General features: G+C 52.3%; 22 protein-coding genes. 14 read left to right on the top strand and 8 right to left on the bottom strand.

What is annotated here, in order from left to right; all coding sequences use genetic code 11:
* A partial coding sequence (locus ACO0LF_RS16540) for a hypothetical protein (protein ID WP_423015869.1) occupies window positions 1-278 on the top strand: 278 nt, incomplete at its 5' end.
* Here the strand turns inward: ACO0LF_RS16540 and ACO0LF_RS16545 are convergent.
* The 5 genes from ACO0LF_RS16545 to ACO0LF_RS16565 all read right to left on the bottom strand — a co-directional run bounded on the left by ACO0LF_RS16545 (window position 265) and on the right by ACO0LF_RS16565 (window position 4,419).
* Complete coding sequence (locus ACO0LF_RS16545) at window positions 265-531, bottom strand: hypothetical protein (RefSeq protein ID WP_423015871.1); 267 nt, start codon at window positions 529-531, stop codon at window positions 265-267. The two genes, ACO0LF_RS16540 and ACO0LF_RS16545, sit on opposite strands and share 14 nt — an antisense overlap.
* Before the next feature lie 295 nt (window positions 532-826).
* Window positions 827-1,576, bottom strand: a complete 750-nt coding sequence (locus ACO0LF_RS16550) for a hypothetical protein (RefSeq protein ID WP_423015873.1) — start codon at window positions 1,574-1,576, stop codon at window positions 827-829.
* 354 nt (window positions 1,577-1,930) lie between these two features.
* Complete coding sequence (locus tag ACO0LF_RS16555; RefSeq protein WP_423015875.1) at window positions 1,931-2,326, bottom strand: hypothetical protein; 396 nt, start codon at window positions 2,324-2,326, stop codon at window positions 1,931-1,933.
* Window positions 2,327-2,630: 304 nt separating this feature from the next.
* Window positions 2,631-3,269 (bottom strand): hypothetical protein, encoded by a 639-nt coding sequence (locus ACO0LF_RS16560; protein ID WP_423015877.1) that lies wholly within the window; start codon window positions 3,267-3,269, stop codon window positions 2,631-2,633.
* A gap of 484 nt (window positions 3,270-3,753) precedes the next feature.
* Window positions 3,754-4,419: a TetR/AcrR family transcriptional regulator gene (locus ACO0LF_RS16565; protein ID WP_423015879.1), complete on the bottom strand. Its 666-nt coding sequence runs from the start codon at window positions 4,417-4,419 to the stop codon at window positions 3,754-3,756.
* Between the two features lie 42 nt (window positions 4,420-4,461).
* Here ACO0LF_RS16565 and ACO0LF_RS16570 point away from each other — a divergent pair, with 42 nt between their 5' ends.
* Both ACO0LF_RS16570 and ACO0LF_RS16575 read left to right on the top strand, forming a co-directional pair.
* On the top strand, window positions 4,462-5,265 hold the full coding sequence (locus ACO0LF_RS16570) for an inositol monophosphatase family protein (protein WP_423015881.1): 804 nt from the start codon (window positions 4,462-4,464) through the stop codon (window positions 5,263-5,265).
* 156 nt (window positions 5,266-5,421) lie between these two features.
* Window positions 5,422-6,105 (top strand): SDR family oxidoreductase, encoded by a 684-nt coding sequence (locus ACO0LF_RS16575; protein ID WP_423015883.1) that lies wholly within the window; start codon window positions 5,422-5,424, stop codon window positions 6,103-6,105.
* A 390-nt stretch (window positions 6,106-6,495) separates the two neighbouring features.
* On the opposite strand, the gene ACO0LF_RS16580 is transcribed toward ACO0LF_RS16575, so the two are convergent.
* A complete protein-coding gene (locus ACO0LF_RS16580; RefSeq protein WP_423015885.1) occupies window positions 6,496-7,524 on the bottom strand; it encodes a LysR family transcriptional regulator in 1,029 nt (342 codons plus the stop codon).
* Between the two features lie 184 nt (window positions 7,525-7,708).
* On the opposite strand from ACO0LF_RS16580, the gene ACO0LF_RS16585 reads away from it, so the two are divergent.
* The 4 genes from ACO0LF_RS16585 to ACO0LF_RS16600 are packed head-to-tail and all read left to right on the top strand — an operon-like array spanning window position 7,709 to window position 14,720.
* Window positions 7,709-8,629 (top strand): alpha/beta hydrolase, encoded by a 921-nt coding sequence (locus ACO0LF_RS16585; protein WP_423015887.1) that lies wholly within the window; start codon window positions 7,709-7,711, stop codon window positions 8,627-8,629.
* Window positions 8,630-8,687: 58 nt separating this feature from the next.
* Entirely contained in the window at window positions 8,688-9,941 is a 1,254-nt protein-coding gene (locus tag ACO0LF_RS16590; protein WP_423016393.1) for an efflux RND transporter periplasmic adaptor subunit, read from the top strand.
* Between the two features lie 51 nt (window positions 9,942-9,992).
* Window positions 9,993-13,214, top strand: a complete 3,222-nt coding sequence (locus ACO0LF_RS16595; RefSeq protein ID WP_423015889.1) for an efflux RND transporter permease subunit — start codon at window positions 9,993-9,995, stop codon at window positions 13,212-13,214.
* A 6-nt stretch (window positions 13,215-13,220) separates the two neighbouring features.
* Window positions 13,221-14,720 carry an efflux transporter outer membrane subunit gene (locus ACO0LF_RS16600; RefSeq protein WP_423015891.1) on the top strand — a complete coding sequence of 500 codons (1,500 nt, stop codon included), beginning with the start codon at window positions 13,221-13,223 and terminating at the stop codon, window positions 14,718-14,720.
* Window positions 14,721-14,809: 89 nt separating this feature from the next.
* Here the strand turns inward: ACO0LF_RS16600 and ACO0LF_RS16605 are convergent, their stop codons facing one another.
* Window positions 14,810-16,948, bottom strand: a complete 2,139-nt coding sequence (locus ACO0LF_RS16605; protein ID WP_423015893.1) for a hypothetical protein — start codon at window positions 16,946-16,948, stop codon at window positions 14,810-14,812.
* Between the two features lie 286 nt (window positions 16,949-17,234).
* Between ACO0LF_RS16605 and ACO0LF_RS16610 the strand changes: the two genes are divergently transcribed.
* Complete coding sequence (locus ACO0LF_RS16610) at window positions 17,235-18,275, top strand: YiiG family protein (protein WP_423015895.1); 1,041 nt, start codon at window positions 17,235-17,237, stop codon at window positions 18,273-18,275.
* A gap of 125 nt (window positions 18,276-18,400) precedes the next feature.
* On the opposite strand, the gene ACO0LF_RS16615 is transcribed toward ACO0LF_RS16610, so the two are convergent.
* Complete coding sequence (locus tag ACO0LF_RS16615; RefSeq protein WP_423016395.1) at window positions 18,401-19,498, bottom strand: hypothetical protein; 1,098 nt, start codon at window positions 19,496-19,498, stop codon at window positions 18,401-18,403.
* A gap of 155 nt (window positions 19,499-19,653) precedes the next feature.
* Here ACO0LF_RS16615 and ACO0LF_RS16620 point away from each other — a divergent pair, with 155 nt between their 5' ends.
* The 6 genes from ACO0LF_RS16620 to ACO0LF_RS16645 all read left to right on the top strand — a co-directional run bounded on the left by ACO0LF_RS16620 (window position 19,654) and on the right by ACO0LF_RS16645 (window position 24,667).
* A complete protein-coding gene (locus ACO0LF_RS16620) occupies window positions 19,654-20,484 on the top strand; it encodes an AraC family transcriptional regulator (RefSeq protein WP_423015897.1) in 831 nt (276 codons plus the stop codon).
* An 84-nt stretch (window positions 20,485-20,568) separates the two neighbouring features.
* On the top strand, window positions 20,569-20,961 hold the full coding sequence (locus tag ACO0LF_RS16625) for a cupin domain-containing protein (protein ID WP_423015899.1): 393 nt from the start codon (window positions 20,569-20,571) through the stop codon (window positions 20,959-20,961).
* 400 nt (window positions 20,962-21,361) lie between these two features.
* Window positions 21,362-21,871, top strand: coding sequence for a hypothetical protein (locus ACO0LF_RS16630; RefSeq protein WP_423015901.1), 510 nt, complete (start codon window positions 21,362-21,364; stop codon window positions 21,869-21,871).
* A 345-nt stretch (window positions 21,872-22,216) separates the two neighbouring features.
* Window positions 22,217-22,747, top strand: a complete 531-nt coding sequence (locus tag ACO0LF_RS16635) for a hypothetical protein (RefSeq protein ID WP_423015903.1) — start codon at window positions 22,217-22,219, stop codon at window positions 22,745-22,747.
* A gap of 695 nt (window positions 22,748-23,442) precedes the next feature.
* Window positions 23,443-24,120, top strand: coding sequence for a GntR family transcriptional regulator (locus tag ACO0LF_RS16640; protein WP_423015905.1), 678 nt, complete (start codon window positions 23,443-23,445; stop codon window positions 24,118-24,120).
* 28 nt (window positions 24,121-24,148) lie between these two features.
* Window positions 24,149-24,667 carry an isochorismatase family protein gene (locus ACO0LF_RS16645; RefSeq protein WP_423015907.1) on the top strand — a complete coding sequence of 173 codons (519 nt, stop codon included), beginning with the start codon at window positions 24,149-24,151 and terminating at the stop codon, window positions 24,665-24,667.
* Window positions 24,668-24,674: the final 7 nt, after the last annotated feature.

The following is a 24,674-nucleotide window of genomic DNA, read 5'->3' on the forward strand; positions in this document are numbered from 1 at the left end:
ACGTTGAAGAGGTGGGGTGGGAGAGTTCTAATCGAGTCTGTCAGCTAAAACTGCAGATGCGCAGCGTTGTCCCTCCACCCCAACGCTTTCTAGTTTCCCAGAAATCGTCACTTATAACCATACAAGCGCAGCGTAATCGTACGCATGGTCAGCCGCAATTTTTCCCGCTTTATGACTTTGAATCAAGGATACATCAATCTCGTGCAGAGATGTCATGGGATTTATCTGAGGTCTATAGCTGTTTCCGTCATCTCATTCGTACGATTACGCTGCGCTAATCGTACCTACGTTGCTTGTACCCAAGCGGGCTCGGCCAGCATCCGTAATTTTATAAATCGGATATGGCAAATGTTGATTAGAAATTGTCTCAAGAAGCCCCTCCGATAACAAACGCTCCAAAATTTGAACTGCGTTTATACTCCCCCCAAACCCTTGGCGAGACAATACTATCTCCAGATTGTACCAATTCATTCTGGCATCTTTTTTTGAGATTAATTCAAGAACAATTTTGCATTCATCAATATTTACCAAGGTGCATCCTTATGGTAGAGAGGGACGTAGGTACGATTAGCGCAGCGTAATCGTACGCATGGTCAGCCGCAATTTTCTGTGCTGCTTGAAAACCACGGCTGCTTTATGATTTTGAATCAAGGATACATCACTCTCGTGCAGAGATATATGGACGACTATCATGGGATTTACTTGAGGCCCATAGCTATTTCCGCCATCTCATTCGTACGATTACGCTGCGCTAATCGTACCTACGCGACATTCTAAAATTTTAGTCCATCAATGTCGCCTATATTGAGGAGAAACCGCGTCGCCTTCAAAAATATTTTTGCAGATCGGCGATATTCAATCTCGTTGCCATTTTTTTCTGGCTCGCTTTCAATTCTGCCAATGCTGATTTCAGTTCGTTTTCTGTTGGCCTCAAGGGCTTCAAGTTGGGGCCGAGGACAGGGATGATGCGGCGTTTGACATAGCGGCTACCCGCAGTGAGTATTTGCCAGCCTGTCACCAGCAAGGCGATGATGGCGCAGGCGAGAAAGATGAGTGCTTCATCAAAAGGCAGGATTTTCGTTAACAATACACGGACGATGGTAATGAGAAAAAACGAAGCCACCAGCGCCAGGCCAATGCCCATGTCTATGCGAGTCTGCCCTATGCGCATTTCTACCAGAGGTGATAAGAGGTGAAAAGGTGTCCTGATCATGATGTCGCGCTCTTGCGGCGTCAGCAGGGTCGGGGTTTTTGTGACTTTTTCTTCGAGCTCCAGCCTGTCTTTATACACTTCCGGCAAGCTTGGGAAAGTCGTCTTCATTAGCTCAGCCAGCGACTGTTTTTTCTTGGACAGTGTCAGATAACCATCAGGATTGGCATTGAGCAGCGTTTTGCATTGCTGGCATTCGCGATCATGGCTGACCAGTTCCCCGTCGCCGGAGGTAATGTAATACACGTGGCTGGCCAGGCCAACGCGGATGAGCTTGAATACCTGCGGCCCGCGGCAAATAGGGCAAAAATCGGCAGCATAGCCAATATTTTTGCGTACATGTGTTTTCCCCCAGATGATGAGCACGGCTTCCCCTTCTTTGTTTTATTTTGTCTTGTTTGATATCAGCATCATGCTTGCATAATGTGTGCTGGCATTATATCCATGATTTATTATCTGCCAATTGAAAATCATTGCAAAAACACAAAATAATAAGGGTCTTACATTCATATATTTCAGTGATGTGAAATATATGAATGTAAGACCCTATAACAACTTATTGATTGGACATAGCGATGCTATCGAATTATTTCGGTATCACGCTGCATGCTTGCGGTCTTTTCTCTTTTGTGGACACGGCTATGTATGATTACGCTTCGCTAATCGTAACTACGAGGCTACATTGATCGCATCTACGCAGACTGTAGCCGCAAACAATAACTATTTCAGGGAATAGCTGAATATGCCTAAAAAAATTGGGTCGGCTACAATTTCTCTAGTGACTTTTGTGGGATCGTATTCAAAATTATATTGAACAGTTACTCTTCTAGCCTTTTTGATACCTCTTTCCCTCGCAGCTAAAATAACCTCATCCAAAAAAGATTCCGCGTATGAAATATCCGCAAATAAGCGTTTTAAATCGACGAGTTCATAATTGTATGAATTACTTTCCTGTTCACTGAGTTCGTAATACCCAACTCCGCACAAATCCTGAAGTGTATCAACATCTTTATCGAGGCTTCTATCTGTCATACCAAGCCAAATGGATAGGACCCCTTTTTTTTCAAAATCTTGTGAATAATAGTCTTCATCATCAGAATATTTACTTCGTCCCAATTTAACTCTCCCTGCTGTTTACGGAATACTGATGGCAGAAAATGTTTACCAATTCCTGCTATCACTCATATCCTATCTTACAATACCGATATTGAATTGGTCATCCGACCTTATATCATTTAATTTGAAAAATAAAGAGATGTACGTACGCTTAGCGAAGCGTAATCGTACGCCTGGTCTGAGATGTATAGGAGGCGATCATAGGATTTTCTTGAGGTCTATAGCTATTTCTGCCATCTCATTCGCACGATTACGCCATGCTAATCTTACCTACACGGGTTTCTGCAACTTGCAAAGTCCCGCACTATTTCTGCTCTACAAAATCGAGTGATATTTCGCTCAGATAAGGCTGTGCCTGAATTACTGCGGGCAGGCTGGATTTTATTTTTTGTTCGCCCAGTATCGCCTTGGGCGCATTTTTATCAGTACGTAGCTGGAAGCGGAAGTGCGGGGTGCAATCGCCGGATGGCTTTGAGAAAATACCCTCATTGAAGCTGGTGACATGGCCGCCGTAATCCCAGCCGAAGCCATACAGGGTGAATGGCTTGCCATTCTGTTTTTCTACGGCCTGGATGGAATCGAGTAGCTTCAGGCCTTGATAAGTCCACAGGCTTTTCTCGCTATTGATATTGACGGAAACAAGGCGGGTCATTGCACCATCATCGAAGTACACCTCTACCCTGTAGGGTTTCATCGTATTTTGCGGATAAAGCACCAGTACTTTTTGGGTACTCCCTTCTGCGCCTTCGGTTTCTTGCACCGTGGTGTTTCCCGGATAGCGTTTCTTCAGGCTTTGCGCGGTGTCGCCTTTCTTTACCGGGTTTTGGCAGGAAAGCGCCAGATCAGGCGGGGCAGCAGATTTATCCGCTGCGTAAGCACAGGATGAGCTGGCAAGCGCAGCGGCTGCACATAAAAAGACAGCTGGTTTCAATGAAGAATTCATGGTGCTCATTTCTCGAAAAGTGGTCACATGATACGGTCAGCCTGCGCTTCATTCACATTGATCAGGTGTTTCCAGATGTGGCTATCTGGCAAGCTGCTGTTTAAACGCCATCCTGACCATGATCGTTGACACGTGCAAGGTACTGGATGATAAGCCTGTTTCGTGTTTATGTGAACCATGCTGCGGTTTAGCTCGCTGGCTTCACGTTGCGAGGGTGCGCATGAAAGAAATCGCCGTGTTGACAGATGAAAGACATAAGACCTGAAAGCTCACCACAGAGACACAGAGTCACAGAGAAGTGCTGGAGGCTAGAAATTTTTCAATGTCTCCGTGGCGAAATTCCCGGTGTAGGGTGCGCCGTGCGCACCACCCTCATTGTCAACAATTTTCAAGAGACCATGGTTTAGCGCATGGCAGCATACAAAGAAAGATGGTGCGCATGGCGCACCCTACCAGATGCAGGCTATCGGTCATTACGAAGAATTCAATCCCCCGCATCCAGATACCCAAATACCGCCCTCCTCACTCGCTTACGCAAATTAGCTGCGCTGGCAGGGGAGTCTGAACCAGCACGCGCACCTGCCGCATCGACCATGCCCTTGATGATGCCCATCAGATCAGCCATGACTTCTGCATCGCTGGTGCCTTCTGGCATATCTGCCTGAGAGAGTATGTCGTGCACGGTTTTGCGCAGGCGGGTGGACTGGCGTTTCAGGTCTGCGGCTACCGGCAGGCGCAGTTCTTCTGCATCGAGTATTTTTGCCAGTGCCGGTCTTTTTAGCTGGTGGGTAATGGCGACGTCGATCAGGTCTTCCAGTGCCTTGCGGCCGCCCTGCTCCAGGTCTATTTTCTCGGCATCTTCGACGAGGGCTGTGGTTTGTTCCAGTATCAGCGCCCTGCTGATGGCGTCTTTTGAGGGGAAGTACTGGTAGAGCGAGCCTATGCTGACGCCAGCCTTTCTTGCTACGGCATTGGTGGAGCAGGCAGTGAGTCCTTCAGTTTCCAGAATGTGAGCAGCTGCTTGCAGAATAGCTTCTACGGTGGCGACGGAGCGGGCTTGCGTGGGGCTTTTACGAGGGGCCAGCGGGGTGGCGGCCTGCTTGATGATCTTGGGCATGAATGCGAGTTTCCAATATGAGCGATAACTCATATTATATCTCTACTTTATCTCTTTAAGCGAAAGCAAATAATCATGCAAACACAATATGAAAACGATCAACAGTTATTAAACGCCACCATCATCGCCGTGCGCCAGGCAGCTGACTTGCTGCACCAGCGTTTCAAACCAGATGCACGTCCTGCCGACCTGCCGCAACTGCTGACGATGATAGAAGACAATGACCATGCCGTGACTGCACAATTGCGTGCGTCTTTACTGGCCCTGCGCCCAGGTGCGCAATGGCTGGATGATGAAAAATCCAGCGGCCCCCTGCCTGCTGGCGAATGGTGGGTGGCTGATCCGGCAGAAGGCAATGTCAACCATATCCACGGTACGACGGAATGGGCTGTGACCGCAACGCTGGTGCGTGACAATGTGCCTGTGCTGACCGTAGTTGCTGAACCATTGGCAGGAAAACTGTATACGGCGGTGCGTGGTGGTGGTGCTTATTTGAACGGCCAGCCCCTGCATGTATCGCAAAAACCCAGCCTCGCAGCAGCCCTGGTCAGTACTGGCCAGGCAACACCGGGTGAAGGCAAGCTGGCTTACAGCAAGATAGGCCAGTCTGTTACGGCCATGCTGGAACATGCGCTGCTGGTGCGCATGGCTGTGCCTGCCACCATGCAACTGGTGCAGGTCGCCAGCGGCCAACTCGATGCATTCTGGCAGCACGGCAATGTCTTGTCTGGCCTGGTCAGCGGTGCCTTGCTAGTGACGGAAGCTGGCGGCCAGGTGACAGACTGGACAGGCCAGCCCTGGACTTTATCCAGCCCCAATTTTATTGCCAGTGCGCCTGTCATGAATGGCCAGTTGGTCGACGTTTTGAAAAACATTTAAACAGTAGGACTCCCGCAAAACCGCCCCAGCTGCGTTGTTAGCTCCTAGCCGTACTAAAGTACTGTCTTCGTCGCTACGCCTTGCTGGGACAATTTTGCGGAAGTCCTTAAAAAAATAAATAAACAAAATAAATCAATAAAAGAAAAGAGAATGATCATGAAAGAATACGCAGTAGTCGGTGCCAGCAGCGGCACAGGTTTGGCCATTACCCGTTTGCTGGCCAGCCAGGGCCACACCGTGCGCGCCATTGCACGCAAGCCACCCGCAGCAACAGAATTCATCAAACCCGTCATTGCCGACATAGGCAAACCGGAAGCCATCGCCGCAGCGCTGGCGGGTGAGCTGGAAGCAGTATTTTTTACGGTGGATATCCACAAGGCATTTGCATCGAGGCAGTTGATACGCTCAGTGATGTTTGATGGTTTCGTGAATGTGCTGGGTGCTGCAAAACAAAATACCAGGCTGCCACGCATGATCCTGCTCTCGGTCATGGGGCCAGGCAAATCATCCCTGACCTGGCATTTGCTGAACCTGGCCAAGCGTGGCATGCAAAAGAATATCGTGGACAGGGAACAGGCACTTGTGGAGAGCGGCCTGCCTTATGTAATCGTGCGTGCGCCGCGCCTGGTTGATGTATCAGAAGATGGAATTGAAACGACCAGGCCAGCAACCGCCGCCATGTTGTCAGCCCAGGCCAATCATCGCCTCGACATGAAACGCACGATAGCGAGACCTGATCTGGCTATCGCCATGGTTGCTGCGGCCACATCAGCGCCCACGGACAGTGTGTGGGATGTGTATGGTAGTGATGCGGGGCCAGTGCCTGCGTGGCTTAAATGATAGATAGGTTTGTTGAGGCTTTGTGCCTTTGATTAACAATATGTGATTTGTAAGCCGAGTGTTGGGCTGCACGGTCAAAAATAATGAGTATTCCGTAGGTTGGGCTACGGGGTATCAGCCCAACACTGGGCCTTTACTCAACGAATACGTAATTTAAACGCCCAGTGTTGGGCTGATGAGACGTAGCCCAACCTACAGCGCGGCCCAATCTACGAACTTCAAGACCACTCAACACAGAGGCACCGAGACACAGAGTCAGTCTCGTAGGTTGGGCTACGGTTTACCAGCCCAACACTGGGCCTCAACAAACGTATACGTTATTTAAACGCCCAGTGTTGGGCTGATGAGGCGTAGCCCAACCTACGAGACTGCGTAGGCGCAGCAAGCCCATCAATACACCGCTTCTGCCACATTCTGGTGTTCCAGCATGGCGCGCAGGGTGTTGCCCATGGTGGCTTGTTCTGGTTTAGCGAAATTGCATTCTCCCGTGCCATTGAGGAACTCGGCATCGCGGCCACTGAACAGGGGGCAGCGTGGGAAGAGTTCTGCCACCCAGTCGACAAAGGCGCGTACCTTGGGCGACAGATGGCGGTTGGCCAGGTAGACCACTGAAATGGGCATGGCAGCCGGTGCCCATTGTGGCAAGACTTCGCGTAATGCACCCGATTGCAGATGCGGCATGAGCATGAAGCGTGGTGCCTGTATCAGGCCAAAGCCCTTGAGGGCGCAAGCCAGATAGGCTTCTGAATCATTCACCGAGATTTTGCCATCCACGGTCAGGGCGATGTTTTGGCCATCGACGATGAAATCCCAGTCGCGGTTACGCCCCGTGCGGCTGGAAAAATAATGCACGGCCTGGTGGTGCTGCAAGTCTTCCAGGGTTTGCGGTTCGCCATGCAAATCCAGATAAGCGGGCGCGGCGCAGGTGATGCTCTGGAAAGTGCCTATGCGCCTGGCCACCATGCTGGAATCCTGCAACTCCCCTACCCGTATCACGCAGTCAACCGCCTCTTGCACCATGTCGACCATACGGTCACCCATGCCCATGACCAGTTTGATATCCGGGTAGCGATCATAAAACTCGCAGACTTGCGGCAGCAAGACCAGGCGGCCTATCGAGGCAGGCACATCGATGCGCAACTGGCCCTTGGGGCCGCGTGCCACGTTCTGGAAGGAGGATTCAGTCTCATCGACGTCCGCCAAAATACGCACGCAACGCTCGTAGTAGGCCGCGCCGTCTGGCGTCAGGCTCAGGCGGCGGGTGGTGCGGTTCAGCAAACGTACCTGCAACAGGCTTTCCAGGTTCTGGATGATGGTCGTGACGGTGGTACGCGGCAAGCCGAGATTGTCGGCGGCGCGGGTAAAACTGTTGGAATCCACCACGCGGGTGAAAACTTGCATTGCCTGAAAGCGGTCCATCGCAGTACTCCTGAAAACATGGTGGCATGGTGTGACTATTCGTCTGAACGAAGTATAAACCTAATTTGACGATTGATTAGTCGGGCTGACGGAATAGTCATGTTGGATTATAGGCGTTTATCCGGAAGCGCATCGCGCCTACTATTCGGTCCATTCACTAAGCCAGGACGCAAACCGCGACAAGATGATGGACGAAACAGCAACAATCCTCAGCCAACTGAGTAAACTCAGCAATCCAGCCAGGAAAAGAAAAAAAACCACGAAGACGGCTGAGCTCTCTTTGCAGATAGACAATTTCCTCATTCCTGGCCCACTGGGGGGCATTCCTCTGCGCCTGTATCGCCCTCAGGGCAATGCGGTTTTGCCGGTGGTGCTGTATTTCCACGGTGGTGGTTTCATCAGCGGGTCTTTGAATGATGCGGAGGTACCGGCGCGTTTTATTGCACGTAACAGCAATGTCATCGTCTTGTCCGTGGGTTATTCACTGGCCCCGGCCAAGCCTTTTCCGGCAGCGCCGGAAGATGCCTACACCGCCATGCTGTGGGCAATAAAAAATGCTGCCAGCATCAGGGCCGATGCCAGCCGCCTGGCAGTGGCAGGTGACGATGCCGGCGGCAACCTGGCGACTTGTTTGACATTGATAGCACGTGACCGCAATGCCCCGCCGATACTGGCGCAAGCACTGATAGGCCCGATGCTGGACCCGAGCATGACACGCCTCGGTGACGCCAAGAAACTGGAATCTGACCTGACCCCGCAAGAATGCGCGCATTGCTATGGCCAATACCTGCCGCGCTCTTTACAGCGCCTGCACCCTTATGCTGCGCCGTTGGAATCCAGCCGCCTGGGTGGTTTATCCCCCGCCTTTATCGCTACTGCTGAACATGATGTCTTGCACGTGGAAGCAGAAAAATATGCCGCAGCCCTGATTACCGTTGGTGTGCCTGTGCAGGTAGCCCGCTTTGCCGGGATCAAGCATGCCTCATTGCCTGAGCATCAGCCTGTGCTGGTGGAAGTGGCGGATTTTTTGCGCCGCCGCCTGGCCGTTCCTGATGATTTGAACACATCTGCTTTCGTATCCCTGGAGGAAAAACAAAATGTCTGACACCACAAAAGACACTCAAGAACTCAGTAATTTACCTACTACATCCACGAGGAATATCATGTCTGAATCCACTACATCCACTAGCTCAACTGCACCAAGCCGTAAATCCATCGCCATCAGCGCCGCCATCGTCATGTTGATTGCCGGTGCTGGCACCCTGGGTGCCATTCATGCTGAAACCAGCCATGCCGCACCCAAGGAAGCGCCACCAGCCACAACGGTTGACGTCGCCGAAGTCGTCAGCCGCAATATCGTTGACTGGCAAAATTATTCTGGCAAGCTCGAAGCCGTCGATAGAGTTGAGATACGCCCGCTGGTTGGCGGTACCTTGACTGCCGTGCATTTCAAGGATGGCAGCCTGGTCAAGAAAGGTGATTTGCTGTTCACCATAGACCCACGCCCGTATGCAGCTGAAGTAGCGCGCTTCCAGGCACAACTGGCAGCCGCCGAAGCCCGTGCAGCCTACACCGGTTCTGACGTCGCCCGCGGTGAAAGACTGCTGGGTGAAAACGCCATCGCCCGCCGTGACTTTGAAGAAAAACAAAATGCATCGCGTGAAGCAGCCGCCAATGTACTGGCAGCGCAGGCGGCATTGAAGGCGGCAAAACTCAATCTTGAATATACCCAGATCACCGCCCCGGTTGCTGGCCGCATCTCGCGCGCCGAGGTCACGGTCGGCAATGTCATTGCAGTTGGTGCCAGCTCGCCACCTTTGAGTACCCTGGTATCCGTCTCGCAAGTGTATGCATCGTTTGATGTGGATGAACAAAGCTTTTTGAAATACGTGAACCCGGCGCAGGCGAAAAATACCCAGGTGCCGGTCTTCCTGGGTCTGGCGAATGAAGAAGGTTATTCGCGCCAGGGCAAGGTGGTTTCCATAGACAACCGTGTGGATACCTCTTCAGGAACCGTACGTGTTCGCGCCGTATTTGAAAACCAGGATGGCTTGCTCTTGCCTGGCCTGTATGCCCGTGTACGCCTGGGTGGCGGTGCACCGCATGCAGCATTGATGATAGATGAAAAAGCCGTGGGCACTGATCAAAGCAAACGCTTTGTGCTGGCAGTCGATAAGGACAATCACACTGCTTACCGCGAAGTACGCCTCGGTAACAGACAGGAAGATATGCTGATCGTGGAATCTGGCCTCAAAGCTGGTGAACGCATCGTCGTCAATGGCCTGCAACGTACACGCCCTGGTGACACCATCACGCCGAATGTGGTGGCTATGAGCAAAGCGACTCCCGCATCTGCTGTCCCAGCAACACCGGTTGCAGGTGCTGAAGACAAGGCTACTCCAGCCAACAAGTCTTAAACGTCACATACATGTCGCGTACACAAATATAAACGCAGATAGAAAAATATCATGAATATCTCAAAATTCTTTATCGACCGCCCCATCTTTGCCGGGGTGCTGTCGGTAATTATCTTGCTGGCCGGTGCGCTGGCCATGTTCCAGTTACCGATCTCGGAATATCCCGAGGTGGTGCCGCCTTCCGTCGTGGTACGGGCGCAATATCCAGGTGCCAACCCCAAGGTGATTGCAGAAACCGTGGCTTCTCCATTGGAAGAATCCATCAACGGTGTGGAAAACATGCTGTACATGCAGTCACAGGCAAACAGTGACGGCAACCTGACGGTGACGGTCAACTTCAAGCTCGGTGTAGACCCTGACAAGGCGCAGCAACTGGTGCAAAACCGTGTCTCGCAAGCCTTGCCACGCCTGCCTGCTGATGTGCAACGCCTGGGTGTGACGACCATCAAGAGTTCACCTGCACTGACCATGGTCGTGCATCTGATTTCACCGGATGACCGCTATGACATGACTTACCTGCGCAACTATGCAGTGCTAAATGTCAAAGACCGTCTGGCGCGTATCAAGGGTGTCGGTGAAGTGGGCTTGTTTGGCTCTGGCAATTACGCCATGCGCGTCTGGCTGGACCCGCAAAAAGTTGCACAGCGTGGTCTGACTGCATCTGATGTGGTCAACTCCATACGCGAACAAAACGTGCAGGTGGCAGCGGGTGTCATCGGTGCATCACCGAATGTGCCGGGTACGCCCTTGCAATTCAATGTGAATGCGCAAGGCCGTTTGAAATCAGAAGCAGAATTTGCCGAAATCATCCTCAAGACTTCTGCCGATGGTGCAGTCACCCGACTGGCGGACGTGGCCCGCATAGAACTCGATGCCTCTGAATATGGCTTGCGTTCTTTGCTTGACAATAAACCGGCAGTAGCGATACCTATCTTCCAGGCACCGGGCGCGAATGCGCTGGACGTGTCTGACCAGGTGCGTGCGGCGATGAAAGAATTGGCCGTAGACTTCCCTAGCTCAGTGCAATACAAGATCGTGTATGACCCTACACAATTCGTACGTTCAAGCATCCATGCAGTCGTCGAGACTTTGCTGGAGGCGATTGCGCTGGTGGTGCTGGTGGTGATCGTGTTTTTGCAAACCTGGCGTGCTTCGCTGATCCCTTTGCTGGCCGTGCCCGTTTCCATCGTCGGTACTTTTTCGCTGATGCTGGGCTTTGGCTATTCCATCAATGCGCTGTCACTGTTTGGCATGGTGCTGGCCATCGGTATCGTCGTCGATGATGCGATTGTGGTGGTGGAGAATGTGGAGAGAAATATCTCGGCTGGCCTGTCACCAAAAGAAGCGACTTACCGCGCCATGCGTGAAGTCAGCGGCCCTATTATCGCTATCGCCCTGACGCTGGTTGCGGTGTTTGTACCACTCGCCTTCATGACGGGTCTGACCGGGCAGTTCTACAAGCAGTTTGCGATGACGATAGCGATTTCGACGGTGATCTCGGCCTTCAACTCGCTGACCCTGTCACCAGCACTGGCAGCGATTTTGCTCAAAGGCCATGATGAAAAACCGGACTGGCTGACCAAAGTCATGAACCGCCTGTTTGGCCGCTTCTTTGATGCTTTCAACCGCATGTTCAATCGTGGTTCTGAAAAGTATTCCAAGGGTGTGGCTGGCGTCATCTCGCGCAAGGCATCCAGCATGGTGGTGTATGTGGTCTTGCTGGCAGCAGCCGTGGGCATTTCCTATATCGTGCCGGGTGGTTTTGTGCCTGGGCAAGATAAGCAATACCTGATCAGCTTCACGCAATTGCCTAATGGCGCGACACTGGACCGTACTGAAAAAGTCATCCGTGACATGTCTGCCATCGCGCTCAAGGAACCGGGTGTGGAAAGTGCAGTTGCCTTCCCTGGTTTGTCCATCAACGGTTTTACCAATAGCTCCAGCGCCGGTATTGTATTTGTGACGCTGAAACCCTTTGAAGAGCGCCGCAGTGCCGAGCTTTCTGCCAATGCGATTGCAGGCAAGCTGAACCAGAAGTATTTCGGCATCAAGGATGCTTTCATCGCTGTTTTTCCACCACCACCTGTCATGGGTCTCGGTACAGTTGGCGGTTTCAAGATGCAGATCGAAGACAAGGGTGCGCTCGGTTATGCTGAACTCGATGCCGCAACACAGGCCTTTATCGCTGCTGCCAAAACAGCGCCAGAACTGGGCCCTATGTTTTCCAGCTACCAGATCAATGTGCCACAACTGGATGTCAACCTTGACCGCGTCAAGGCCAAGCAGCTCGGTGTGCCTGTGACCGATGTGTTTGACACCATGCAGATTTATCTTGGTTCTTTGTACGTGAATGACTTCAACCGCTTTGGCCGTGTGTACCAGGTACGTGCCCAGGCAGATGCGCCTTACCGTGCCAAGCCTGAAGATATCCTGCAACTGAAAACCCGCAATACGGCTGGTGAAATGGTGCCGCTGTCTTCTCTGGTCAAGGTCACGCCTAGCTTTGGCCCTGAAATGGTGGTGCGTTATAACGGCTACACGGCGGCGGATATCAATGGTGGCCCTGCACCCGGTTATTCATCCAACCAGGCACAGGCTGCGGCAGAACGTATTGCTGCCAAGACCCTGCCTGCCGGTATCAAGTTTGAATGGACAGACCTGACTTACCAGCAAATCCTGGCAGGCAATGCCGGTGTATGGGTATTCCCTATCAGTGTCTTGCTGGTGTTCCTGGTATTGGCGGCGCAGTATGAAAGCCTGACCTTGCCACTGGCTGTCATCATGATAGTCCCCATGAGTTTGCTGGCGGCTTTGACTGGTGTCTGGCTGACAGGTGGTGATAACAATATCTTCACCCAGATCGGTCTGATGGTACTGGTGGGGCTGTCGGCCAAGAATGCGATCCTGATTGTGGAATTTGCGCGGGAGCTTGAACTGCAGGGCAGCACACCCTTGCAGGCAGCGATAGATGCCAGCCGTTTGCGCCTGCGCCCTATCCTGATGACATCCATCGCCTTCATCATGGGTGTGGTGCCACTTGTGATTTCCAGCGGGCCAGGTTCCGAGATGCGTCATGCGATGGGTGTGGCGGTGTTCTTTGGCATGCTGGGTGTGACCCTGTTTGGCCTGTTCCTGACACCCGTGTTTTATGTATTGCTGCGTACTCTTGCAGGTGGCCGCAAGCTGCATTCTGCGGTGGTGCATGAAGCGCCTGCCATTGCACATGACCATGGCCACGATCATGACCATACGCACAGCGTAGTTAAAGTTTGAGAGAGCATGATGATGAATACAATCAAACCCCTGAAGTCTGCTTCATCCCTGTTGATGTTATTGCTGGTGCTGGCTGGTTGCTCAGTCGCACCGACGTATGAAAAGGCAGAAGTCGCTACCCCTGCTGCATACAAGGAAGTGCTGGCAACCAGCACCAATTGGAAAGAAGCACAGCCTTCAGAAGAAGTCGCCCGTGGCGACTGGTGGAAAATCTTTGCAGACGATAGTCTCAACGAAATGGAGGTTCAGGCCATGGCGGCCAACCAGAACCTCAAAGCTGCTGCCGCACGTCTGAAACAGTCACGCGCCTTGCGGCAGGATGCGCGTGCTGGCCTGTTCCCGCAAGTGAATGCAGGCCTGGGTGCCAGCCGCGGGCGTGCTGCACCGGCATCCCAGGGCTTGCCTGACAATACCAGGATGCCGACTTCCACGACTTACAATGCCCAGCTTGGTGCATCGTATGAACTGGATCTGTTTGGCCGCGTGGCGTCCAGCATAGATGCGGCAACGACAGATACGCAAAAGAATGAGGCCCTGTTCCAGTCCGTGCAACTGGCTTTGCAAGCCGATGTGGCGCAAGCTTACTTTTTGCTACGGGAACTGGATGCAGAACAGGCCTTGTATGCCGCCACGGTAGAGCTGCGCTCAAAAACCCTGAAGCTGGTGCAAACCCGTTTTAATGAGGGCGATATCAGCGAACTGGATCTGGCACGCGCCAAAGCAGAACTGGCAACGGCGCAATCAGAATCACTGGGCCTGGCGCGTAGCCGTGCAGTGGCAGAACATGCACTGGCCGTCTTGCTGGGCAAGACACCGGCAGAGTTCAATTTCCAGCCCAAGCCCTTGTCGCGTATTGCGGTCAATATCCCGGCGGGTTTGCCATCTAACTTGCTGGAACGCAGGCCAGATATTGCCGCAGCAGAACGCAGCATGGCTGCCGCCAATGCCCGCATCGGTGTGGCCCGTTCTGCCTTCTTCCCCCGGCTGGATATCACAGGTTCAGCCGGTTATGGATCTGCCAGCCTGGGTGATTTGCTGAACTGGAGCAGCCGCACTTTCCTGCTCGGGCCTTTGTTGTCCATGCCCCTGTTTGACGGTGGCCGCCGCCAGGCCAGTGTAGACAGGGCTGGCGCAGCCTATGAAGAAGATGTCGCCACCTACCGCCAGACCGTGTTGAATGCCTTCAGGGAGGTCGAAGACAACCTGGCTGACTTGCGGATTTTACGCGACCAGACCCAGGCGCAAGACAATGCGGTGCAGGCAGCAGAGCGGGCAGCGAAACTCTCGCATGTGCAATACCGCGAAGGTTCAGTCAGCTATCTGAATGTGATCGACGCTGACCGTACGGTATTGCAGCAACAGCGCATCGCTGCTCAACTGGATGGTGCGCGTGCCAGGTCGGCAGTTGGTCTGATACGTGCGCTGGGTGGTGGCTGGGATGGCAGAGATAAGCCTAAGCTCGCAGATGCAGCGGATAAAAACACACAGGTGGCAACAGCAGAATAAATTTTGCCGTATTGTTTTCCTTAGACCAGTGTGACTCTGGCTTTCGCAGCGTACTTCTTTGCAGAGGTACGCTGTTTTTTTCTGCATTATCAAGGTGTAGTAACATTGCGCGGCAGGATGGCAAATTCAGGATAGGTAGTATAGTCAGGCAAGACACTGCGCTGCATGAATTTATGCCAGGCTGCGGCACCACCGGCATAAGCAGAATCAGCTGCATAGGCCAGGGCGGGCTGCATATTCGAAGGGTAACCTGTGGCAATCGATGAATAACCTGTCATCTCTCCCACTTTCAGGCCCAGTGCTTTTGCCATTTCCGGGCTGTTGCAAGCCATACCTGCTACGGCAGGATTACGGCTGGCTTCATAAGCTTGCCCATAGCTGGTGTAAAGGGGAGACGTGGCTGTGGCTCTCAGATTAAGGCTGTAGATGCCACCAAAAATCCAGCAATAATCAGGAGCCAGCATGCGGTTGATGGCAAAGCTGGCTTTCCAGTTCAGCAAAGGTTTTGCCTTGTCAAAACCCAGCTCGGCAGCACGCCCCACTGCCGACGTAAAGAAATCATCCATCCACGGCGCGATACCAATATTGCTGTTATACACAATCGCACCCGGGCCAGTGATGGCACCAAAAATATTCGCAGCGGCGTTATTGCTATAAGTAGTATTGTAGTAGTCGAGATTATTCGACAGTATCCTGTTGAATTCAGCCTTGAGTACGTCTTCGTCAGGTGTGATATAGGCGACTTCAGCCAGATTGCGTATATCCCAGGCCTGTACCCTGACGTTGGACTGGAAGATCAGGCCCTGGATATTGGCGCGATAACCGGGGTTGGTCTGGAACACGTCCCACATGGCCCAGAATTGCATTTCTTCGAGATGGTAATAGTCGCCCGTGACCAGATACGGTAGATAGCTGAAGGCTGGCGTATGTGCGGCGTCAGCAATATTGACATTGGTGCAGCTGCCGCCACAGACCGGGAAGGCCTCGCGCTGTTTGGTGGCCGGGTTATAGGTGTCCCCCGGATTGCCAAGTATGGTCATGTAAGGATAATCATGCAGGCTGATGGGCTTGTCGGTATTTTTATCGCGGTAATGGGCTGACCAGCTGCCTGCCAGGTCAGCCGTCGCCAGCGCCACATCTTTGGCACGTTTGTCCATGCTCAGCAAGTAGGCCGCATTCCAGCCAGGCATGAGCCCGATATCCGGCCTGCCGCCCGTAGTTGGCATGCCCGGCTCTGCCAGGCCTGGCCCCATGGGCTGGAACTTGACGCCCGTCATGAGGTTTTTCATGTTGTTCAGTGCAGTCTCTGCAATGACAATACGCTGGTCATAATTTGGCACGGCCTTGCTGGCGATGAGGTAAGCCTGGTTATGCGCAATATGGGTTTGCGGTGCTACGCCCCACCAGAAAGTCTTGCGCCAGCGGGTATGATGGAAGTGCGTGAGGTTGGCCTGGGAAAATACCGTCTGTCCACCAATCACGACGTCTGCATCATAAGTAAAATTTTGCGGCGCAGGCTGATAAGCCCAGTCATTTTCCAGCGTCACATCAACCCTGGCTTTGCTAAAACCAGTGTAGGAACGTACGGCTATGCGGGCATGCAGATGAGGATGGATAAGGCCGGTGGAATCATAGAGCGGGGCCGTCACCATCCATTCACTGACTTGCGGGCCAGACAGCCAGTTCCTGATACCGCTACCCCTGAGTGCCTGGTCTATGGAGGCAGTAAACAAGCGGCCAGCGATGGTGATATTCACGCTGCCGCTGAAACCGGCATTGAGCAAGTCCGCAGGCTTGGCGACCTGGCCTGCTGGTGTGGCCAGAGGTGACAGTTTCAATTGCAGGGTGGCAGGCGCGCTTTTACTCAGTTGCGGCAAGACTGTCGTGATGATGGCATGCCGCACAGAACCATCAGCATGCCGGGCTTTGATATCGACCTGCAAAGGCAGGCCAGCGCCATTGCTGAACTGGCCCAGCAGGCCAGCCCCGGCAGGCACATCACCAGCGGCAAACACCTGGCCAAATGTGACCGGGACATTGCTTTGTGCCACATCACTGGTGCTGCTGATCTTCACATCGGGTAACTGCGTACTGGCCACGCTGGCTTTGCTGGTGATCTGTAATGGGGCTGTGGGTTTGACGATGACCTGCTCTGTCGCACAGGCAGACGACAGTGCCAGAGACAGCAGACTCGTGGCCATGCAGGCGGTTTTCATGTGTTGGGACATGGATTTTCTTTCTTTTGTTTTGGCAATCATGAGGTTCAAGCATGCATGCCGCCTGAGGACCACTGCATAGTAGTCAATAAACCGCTGAAGTACACCACCGTTCATCACCGACAAGTTACCGGCTGTACAGAAACAATGCGTCAGCAGAAAGCAAATAGAGTGAAACCGTGCACACAACTGGATACAAATTGTTGCAACTTTTTTAAAAATGAAAAGCTAAGATGGCGCACCTAGCTGGCATTTAGCATGCAAGCCCCTGAATTTCAATATCTGATACAAAAACATAGTGACGCACAAATCCACCACAGCACATACGCTGGCCTGCATCAGCCTGGCCTTGCTGGCGACAGCTTGCAGCAAAAAATCTGAAGACGCTTCAGTACCATCAACAGCGTCCATGCCAGCAGCGGCATCAGCGGCATCAGCTATAGCCAGCCCAGCCACCGCTGCCAGCAATGCAGTTGCCAAACCCGCAGAAGCCAACTCCAGCAAGCTGCAAGACTATATCGCCTGCTATAACAAACTCGATGGTGATGGCCACCGCAGCATTGCCCGCTACCGCAGTTGGGTCAAGGATATGGACAAGGGGCCAAGCGGCAAAGAATCCATCGTCTATGGCTTGTACAAGATTGATGTTGATGACGTCGCAAAATGCAAAACCAGCTTTGGCCAGCCAGCCACTGCACAGAACAAACTGGATGCCGCCGCTACTGCCTATATCGATAGTCTGAGCGAACTGGGTGTGCTGGTAACGGATGCAGAAGTGTATTACAGCCGTGAAAACTACAAGGACGATGCCTTCGCCAAAGGCAAGAAACTGCATGGCCCACTGGCCGAAGCGATGAAACGCTTTGAAGAAAAGAGTGCCGTTTTCTCTGATCAAATCGAAGTCGAAAATGACAAAGCCCTGGATGCAGAAATGCAGCAGCTGGAAAAAACCGAAGGCCGTCAACTGCCTTATCTGCACATGGCACTGATGAGCAAGGCCAAGCAACTGCTACGCCTGATTGCCGAAGACAACTTCGACGCCGCAGCCGCAGGCAAACTGTTGACAGAGTATGAAAGCCTGACCGACGAAGCCATCGCCTACGCCAAGAAAAACAAAGAAAGCACCAGCAGCGGCTGGTCCAGCCTGGAAAGGGCAACTGAGGAATATCGCAAGGCCGCCAAAGAACGGGTACGTCGCATCCGCGATAAAGTGCCCTATAGCGAGGGCGAAAAAATGATGCTCAAACCTGGCTCAGGCTGGATGGTGGAAGGTAGCCAGGAAAAAGTAGGCAAAGCTTATAACGATTTGATAGAGGCCAGCAATCGCATGAATCGCTGATCAGTACGCAGGAATTTTTCTGCCGGTTTTAAGAAAATCCCGCATCTTGAACCAACCCGGTAGTGCTCCAGACTCCCCTCTGGAGTCGCTCTTTATAATGCCCTCTTTTTATCGAGGGCATTTTTTTATGGTTGCACAGCTAAACACTGGCTTGCTTGTTTTCCTGTAGCCGCCCGGTCGCCAAACAACAATTTCACACCGCATTGCGAGCCGAACATCTTGCCCTGGTCGTGTCCCACGCCCTGCACATCAAAATAATGATGGCTGGCAGAAGCAGGCGCGGCTTTGCTGACGGGTGCTGGTTTGCCCAGGTATTGCTCATACTTCCAGTAAGCATGGGCGCGTTCATAACGTGTCGGCCCTTCTGCTTCGGCCCCGCAAGACTTGTCGAGTACGCGGTGATTGGGATCGGTATCGAGGCTGCCCACCAGATAAGTCACTTGTCTTTGCCAATGGCGCTGGTATAAATCCATGCCTGCCATGCCCCTGGCATAGGGCACCATGTTTTGCATGCCATAGCGGTAATCATCATAAGCCGGGCAGACGGTTTTATCATAGAGCACAAAGCCGCCAGCACCAGAACGGTCTGGCCGCTCGGGCGTGAAATATAAATATGAAGATGGATTGGCAATGACATACTGCAGCTCCAGCCCCCTGGCCCGCAAGGCTTCATCGACATGGTTGAGCACGGCATAGCGATGCATCAATTGTCCACCGCCAGAATGCCCGGCAAAGGTGATCTTCTTCAGTAGCGGCAAGCGTGCTTTATCAGCCAATAGCTGAGCGATATCATCAAGCACCTGCAAGGAACTCAAACCGGCTTGTGTGCCGGTACCTGGCAAGGCTGCTTCACCGCCGGTCCAGCCCTGTACTGACCAGACCGGCATGCCATCAAAGCCGGTATCGGGCTTGCCAGGGAAGTTGGGGGCCAGCACCAGCACCTCATCTGGCGAGCGCCCGGATGCCTGTAGCAACTCCATCGCCGCCGCATAATAATCATCCCCATTGCGCTGTATGCCGTGCTGGACGATGATGACTTCACGTATGCTGCGCAAATCACCATTGAGCTTGTGATTGGCATACACCGGAAAATCATAGCCAGTCTGCTGTTCAGGCACAGGCAAATGCAGACGTTGCCAGGCGGGTGCACTTGCCGCCTGTGCTACACCAAACAGGCTGGCCAAGATACACGCTACCAACAGCTTGTGAGGTGCATCAGTCATTTTTTTCATGGCATCCCCTATCCCTTATCAGATTTTTACCCGCAGTTACCCTGCGTACCACTTTCATCACTACAGCACTGTGTCAAATAATTCTGCTCATGCTAGCATAGACCATCGCCAACAAGGCTACCGCAACGATAGAGCAACATGCCACCATGAGCAAACACCACATCGACTGGATACACCATGCGCCGGGATCTGGACGACTGGAGCGCATAGAAGCTTATTTTTCAGGCAATGCCTATGCCATGCACAGACATGATACTTATGCCATAGGCAGCACCCTGGCCGGTGTGCAAAGTTTTGCCTACCGTGGCAGCGAGCGCCACAGCCTGCCCGGTGGCACTATCGTACTACATCCAGACGAAGCCCATGACGGGCAAGCCGGTACGGGCGAGGGTTTTCACTACCGCATGATCTATGTAGAGCCAGCCTTGATACAGCAGATACTGGGTGGCCAGGCTTTGCCATTTATCAAGCATGGTATATCGACCGATCCGCGCCTGCATGCTGCTACCCGAACCTTGATACAGCACATGGACAGCCCCATGGACACGCTGGAAGAACAAGATGCCCTGTTCGACCTGGCCCATGCCCTGCAGGCCTGTGCTGACAAACTCGCTGGCCACGCCAGCAAGCAGCATGCCGATTACCAGGCTGCTGAACGCGCGAGAGCATACATCCATAGCGCCATGACTGACAATATCAGCCTGGATGAACTGGCCCGGCATAGCGGCCGCGACCGCTGGAGCCTGTCACGCGATTTCCGCCTGCTGTTCGGCACCAGCCCTTACCGCTACCTGACCATGCGCCGCCTGGACCTGGTCAAGAGCTTGCTGATGCAAGGACATACGCTAGTGAATGCCGCACTGGCGGCCGGCTTTAGCGATCAAAGCCATATGAGCAAACACTTTGTTAAAACCTTTGGCCTGACACCACTGCGCTGGCTGAATATGCATGGCAAATCATCCATTATCAGGCCTTGAAAGCTGACGCACAAACGTACAAGAATTGCTGTCACAACTTGTCTATGCTGGGATTTCTTACTCAACAGGACAAGGATAGCAGCCATGAGCAGCACAAACTCCAGCGATAGCAAAGTCTATCAAAGCATTAATTTCGCCAGCAAATTCAAGCTGTTCAGCGAGCAATGGTCGCAAAAAGTCATTACAGAAATGAATGACTACCAGTTCAAAGTCGCCAAGCTGCAAGGCGACTTCATCTGGCATGATCATGCCGACACGGATGAAAGTTTCATCGTCCTGGAAGGACAATTACGCATAGATTTCCGCGATGGCCATGTGCTCATTTCTGCAGGTGAAATGTATGTGGTCCCCAAGGGCGTGGAACATAAACCCAGCGCAGTAGATGAAGTCAAACTCTTGCTGATAGAACCGCGTGGCGTGGTCAATACCGGTGCCGAAGGTGGTGAACGTACCAGCGCACTGGATGTGTGGATTTGAGATGGATGCTTTTCTTTGAGTTTTTGCCTGGGATGCAAAGACGTATTACCTATGCAGTGTCGTAATCCTCAATCCCTCATGCCAGACTAGTTCCGGCATACCGCGGCCATGCCGTATCATGCATTTATATAGCCTGAGCGCTGCGTTATAACGCAGCCTACTGGGTTGCTGGCAATGCTCTTGCAAAAGATCTGGCACACGATGTTCATCCGCTCATATGCCGTATCAAATTTGCCAACCACATGCTCATTACAACATCGTCAACTCAGTAAAGAAATTAAATACTTGTTGAGAAAACCTGGCGTATTTTTGAAAAAATTCATGCTAACATCGCCAGCAGGCAGCCTTCTGGCGAACCTGAATTAACACTCATTTCTGCCACAACAATATCGTATCCATCATGAAAAAAATCCTGCTCCCTTTACTCATCGTCCTGAGCTCACCAGACATGAGCTTTGCACAAACACCCACAGACAATACTGATCAGATGATGTTGCTGGGATATATAGAAATGAAGCAGATCACAGCCAGGGAACTGAGCTCTTTTTGCAGCCAGCTTGACCCCGCCTATGAAGCCAAATTTACTGCCAAGCAAACAGAATGGGATCAGCAGATTCAAATAAAATACTCCGCAGGCGTGGCCATGTTCAACAAACACAATTCTGCCCAAGACCAAAAGTCAGAGCTGGTGACACTTGCCAACTTGCCAGAACTACAAAGCCAGATCAAACAAGGCAACAAGCCTGAATTTGTCATGCCAGATAAGATCAAGGAAAAAATGAAGCTGCTGGTACAAAAGGACTTGCAAACCAACACGGCTAATTTAAATGCTGCTGAACAGAGAAAGCGTTGTGACTATGTGCTGACAAGCAAAGGTGTGCCAGAGGTGCCCCCTAAAGAATTACCCTGATCGGTAGGCATATAGCGGCTTTCGTTGCATCCAGTATCTGGCATTTATTAGCCTGAACGGTGCGTTGCAACGCACCCTACTGAGCTGCCACTTCGTCTAACACCTGGTGAATACAAAGCCGCAATCCCAATGTCGTCATGCCAGACTTGATCTGGCATCCAGCGGCTTTCGTCGCATACCATGTCTGACATTTATATACCTGAGCGGTGCGTTACAACGCACCCTACCAGGCTGCGTTGCCACCCATCTGCCCTACTTAAATTAACGCATTCCATAGCAAAAATGTTAGCATCATCAAAGAAACTGATTTGTAGTTTGCAACACAAGATATGGAAAATAAATAGGATGAAAAATTATCTCTTATTTTGTATGGCAAGCTTGCTGGCCACGCCCTATGCCAGCTTTGCGCAAGGCCTGGAGACAAATCTTCATCAGATTGCTTTGCTCAGCATCGTCAAGCTGCATTACACAACAGCCGATGAGCTTGAATCTTTTTGTACCTTGCTCGATTCTGCCTATGGTCCGCGCTTTGTGGAAAAAAGAGTCGAATGGGATAAAGACATCAAAACGATGTATGTCAACTTTTCTGCCATGTCGACATTGATGGGAAATGCCAAACCATCATCCTCCGCCGCTGCGTCGACAGGCAAGCCCATCATGAACTTTGAAAGAATAAGCGACATGGCAAAGCAGCTCAGCGAAAGCAAGGGCGAGGAGATTCCTGCATACTGGAAAGAAATCAAGCTGAAGAAAAATATCAAGGAAGACTTGCTGAGCAGGATGTCCGGTATGGATGAAGCTGAACAAAAGCGACGCTGTGATTATGCGCTGACAAAAAAAGGCATGCCAGACTTGCCGCCGAGAGATTTACCCTGATCTGCTCATTACTCAATATTCGCGATATTAAAACACTGCGTTTCACTTACGGTGAGAATCTTCAAGCCTTCATGTCAGATTAGATCCGGGATTCTGCGACTTCTTTTGCGTACCGTATCTTATTTATGGCCGTTAAGCGGTGCCTTGCAACGCACCCTACTGGGCTACTTCGTCTAACACCCGGTGGATGCAAAGCCGTAATCCCAATGTCGTCATGCCAGACTTGATCTGGCATCCAGCGGCTTTTGTCGCTCGCTTAGAGCCGTATTCATGAATGGGGCGGCTGCACATCGCTTTTACGAGTACGGTATGTATCAAGAAAGATTTTCGGCCCGATTAACGACACTGGATGCCGGATCAAGTCCGGCATGACGGGTTTGAGCGTCGTAGCAAAAATAAATCTCATGTTTTTTATCTATTGCCATGCCCTCGCTCATTGTCATGCCCCCTCACTCATTCAACATGAATCAAGAGCGCACTGCTTATTAGTATTTACCATCAGACAAGACGCGAACATAGGCCCGATGAGTTAACATTAAAACACGTAACATTTTAAATAAACAATAAAATTCCAAGGCGTGCAATTTTTTAAGTCGTGTAGTATATTACATACTGCTACTTGAAATATTCCAAAACAAGGACCTCACCACCGACTAACAACAGCATCGCAACCCATCAACAAAAACACAAACAGCATGCCCATCCCCGCCAGCACCGCCCCCTTAGCCCGCTCCCTCGCCCGTGAAGAGGTGTATCGCAGCCTCAAGCACTGGATCGTAGAATTACAGCTCGCCCCAGGCGAAATACTGCGCGACCATGAGCTGGCCTTGCAGCTGGGGGTGTCGCGCACGCCTGTGCGTGAAGCTTTGCGTCAACTGGAAGATGAGGGTCTGGTGCTCACCAGTTTTCATAAGTGGACCAAGGTTGCGCCGTCGAATCTGGCCGATATTGCCCAGCTCTACCCGGTAGTCGCAGCGCTGGAAGCGGCAGCACTGGAGCTGGCCTTGCCTCGCATGACATCGGCTGACTTGCAGGCACTGGACGCTTGCAATGCAGCATTGGCACAGGCGATTGCAGCACAGGATCAGCAACTGGCCCCCAGCCTGGATGCGCAATTCCACGCCATCATCGTGCGTATCAGCCAGAACCTGGAAATAGAAAAAATGCTGGCTGGCCTGCGCCCGCGCATAAGGCGCATAGAACTGGCCCACTTTGGCGACCAGCGCATGGCCCCGCAATCAGTCGCAGAGCATGCCGCCATCATCGCGGCCCTGCGTGCTGGTGATGGCCGGGCGGCGGTACAGCTCATCAAACAAAACTGGAGCTTGCCGCCAGATTTATTGCAACTGGCTGCGACGACCGCAGCCACCTGACTACCCCTCATTTTTGGAGACTTACATCATGTCATCTGCCCTGCTCATCATCGACTTCCAGAAAGCTGTCTTCGTTGACCCACCTGCCTACCAGGCAGAACTGATACTGGCGCGCATCAGCGATCTCATCGCCAGGGCGCGCCAGGCTGGCATGGCGGTGGTGTATGTGCAGCATGATGAGGCAGGTACAGTATGGGAAAAAGGCAGCGACACCTGGCATTTCCCCGCGGCGATTGCACCGCAGCCTGGCGACTATGTCTGCCCCAAGCAGCATAGCAGCGCCTTCCAGCAAACCGGTTTTGAGGCCGGGCTGGCTGAGCGTGGCATTGATGAAATCTTTGTCTGCGGTTATGCCAGCGAATTTTGCCTGGATAGCGCGATACGCCAGTCTGCGGCCCTGGGCATCAAGACCAATGTCATCGCCGATGCCCATACCACGCGCCATCGCCCGCATCTGGATGCCCCCACCATCAGCAATCACCATAACTGGGTGTGGAGTGAGATGGGCCAGATCAGGGTTTTGCCTGCTGCGCAATTGTCGTTTTGAGAGGAGG

The organism is Undibacterium sp. Di27W, from assembly GCF_049340345.1.
Lineage (GTDB): Bacteria > Pseudomonadota > Gammaproteobacteria > Burkholderiales > Burkholderiaceae_D > Undibacterium.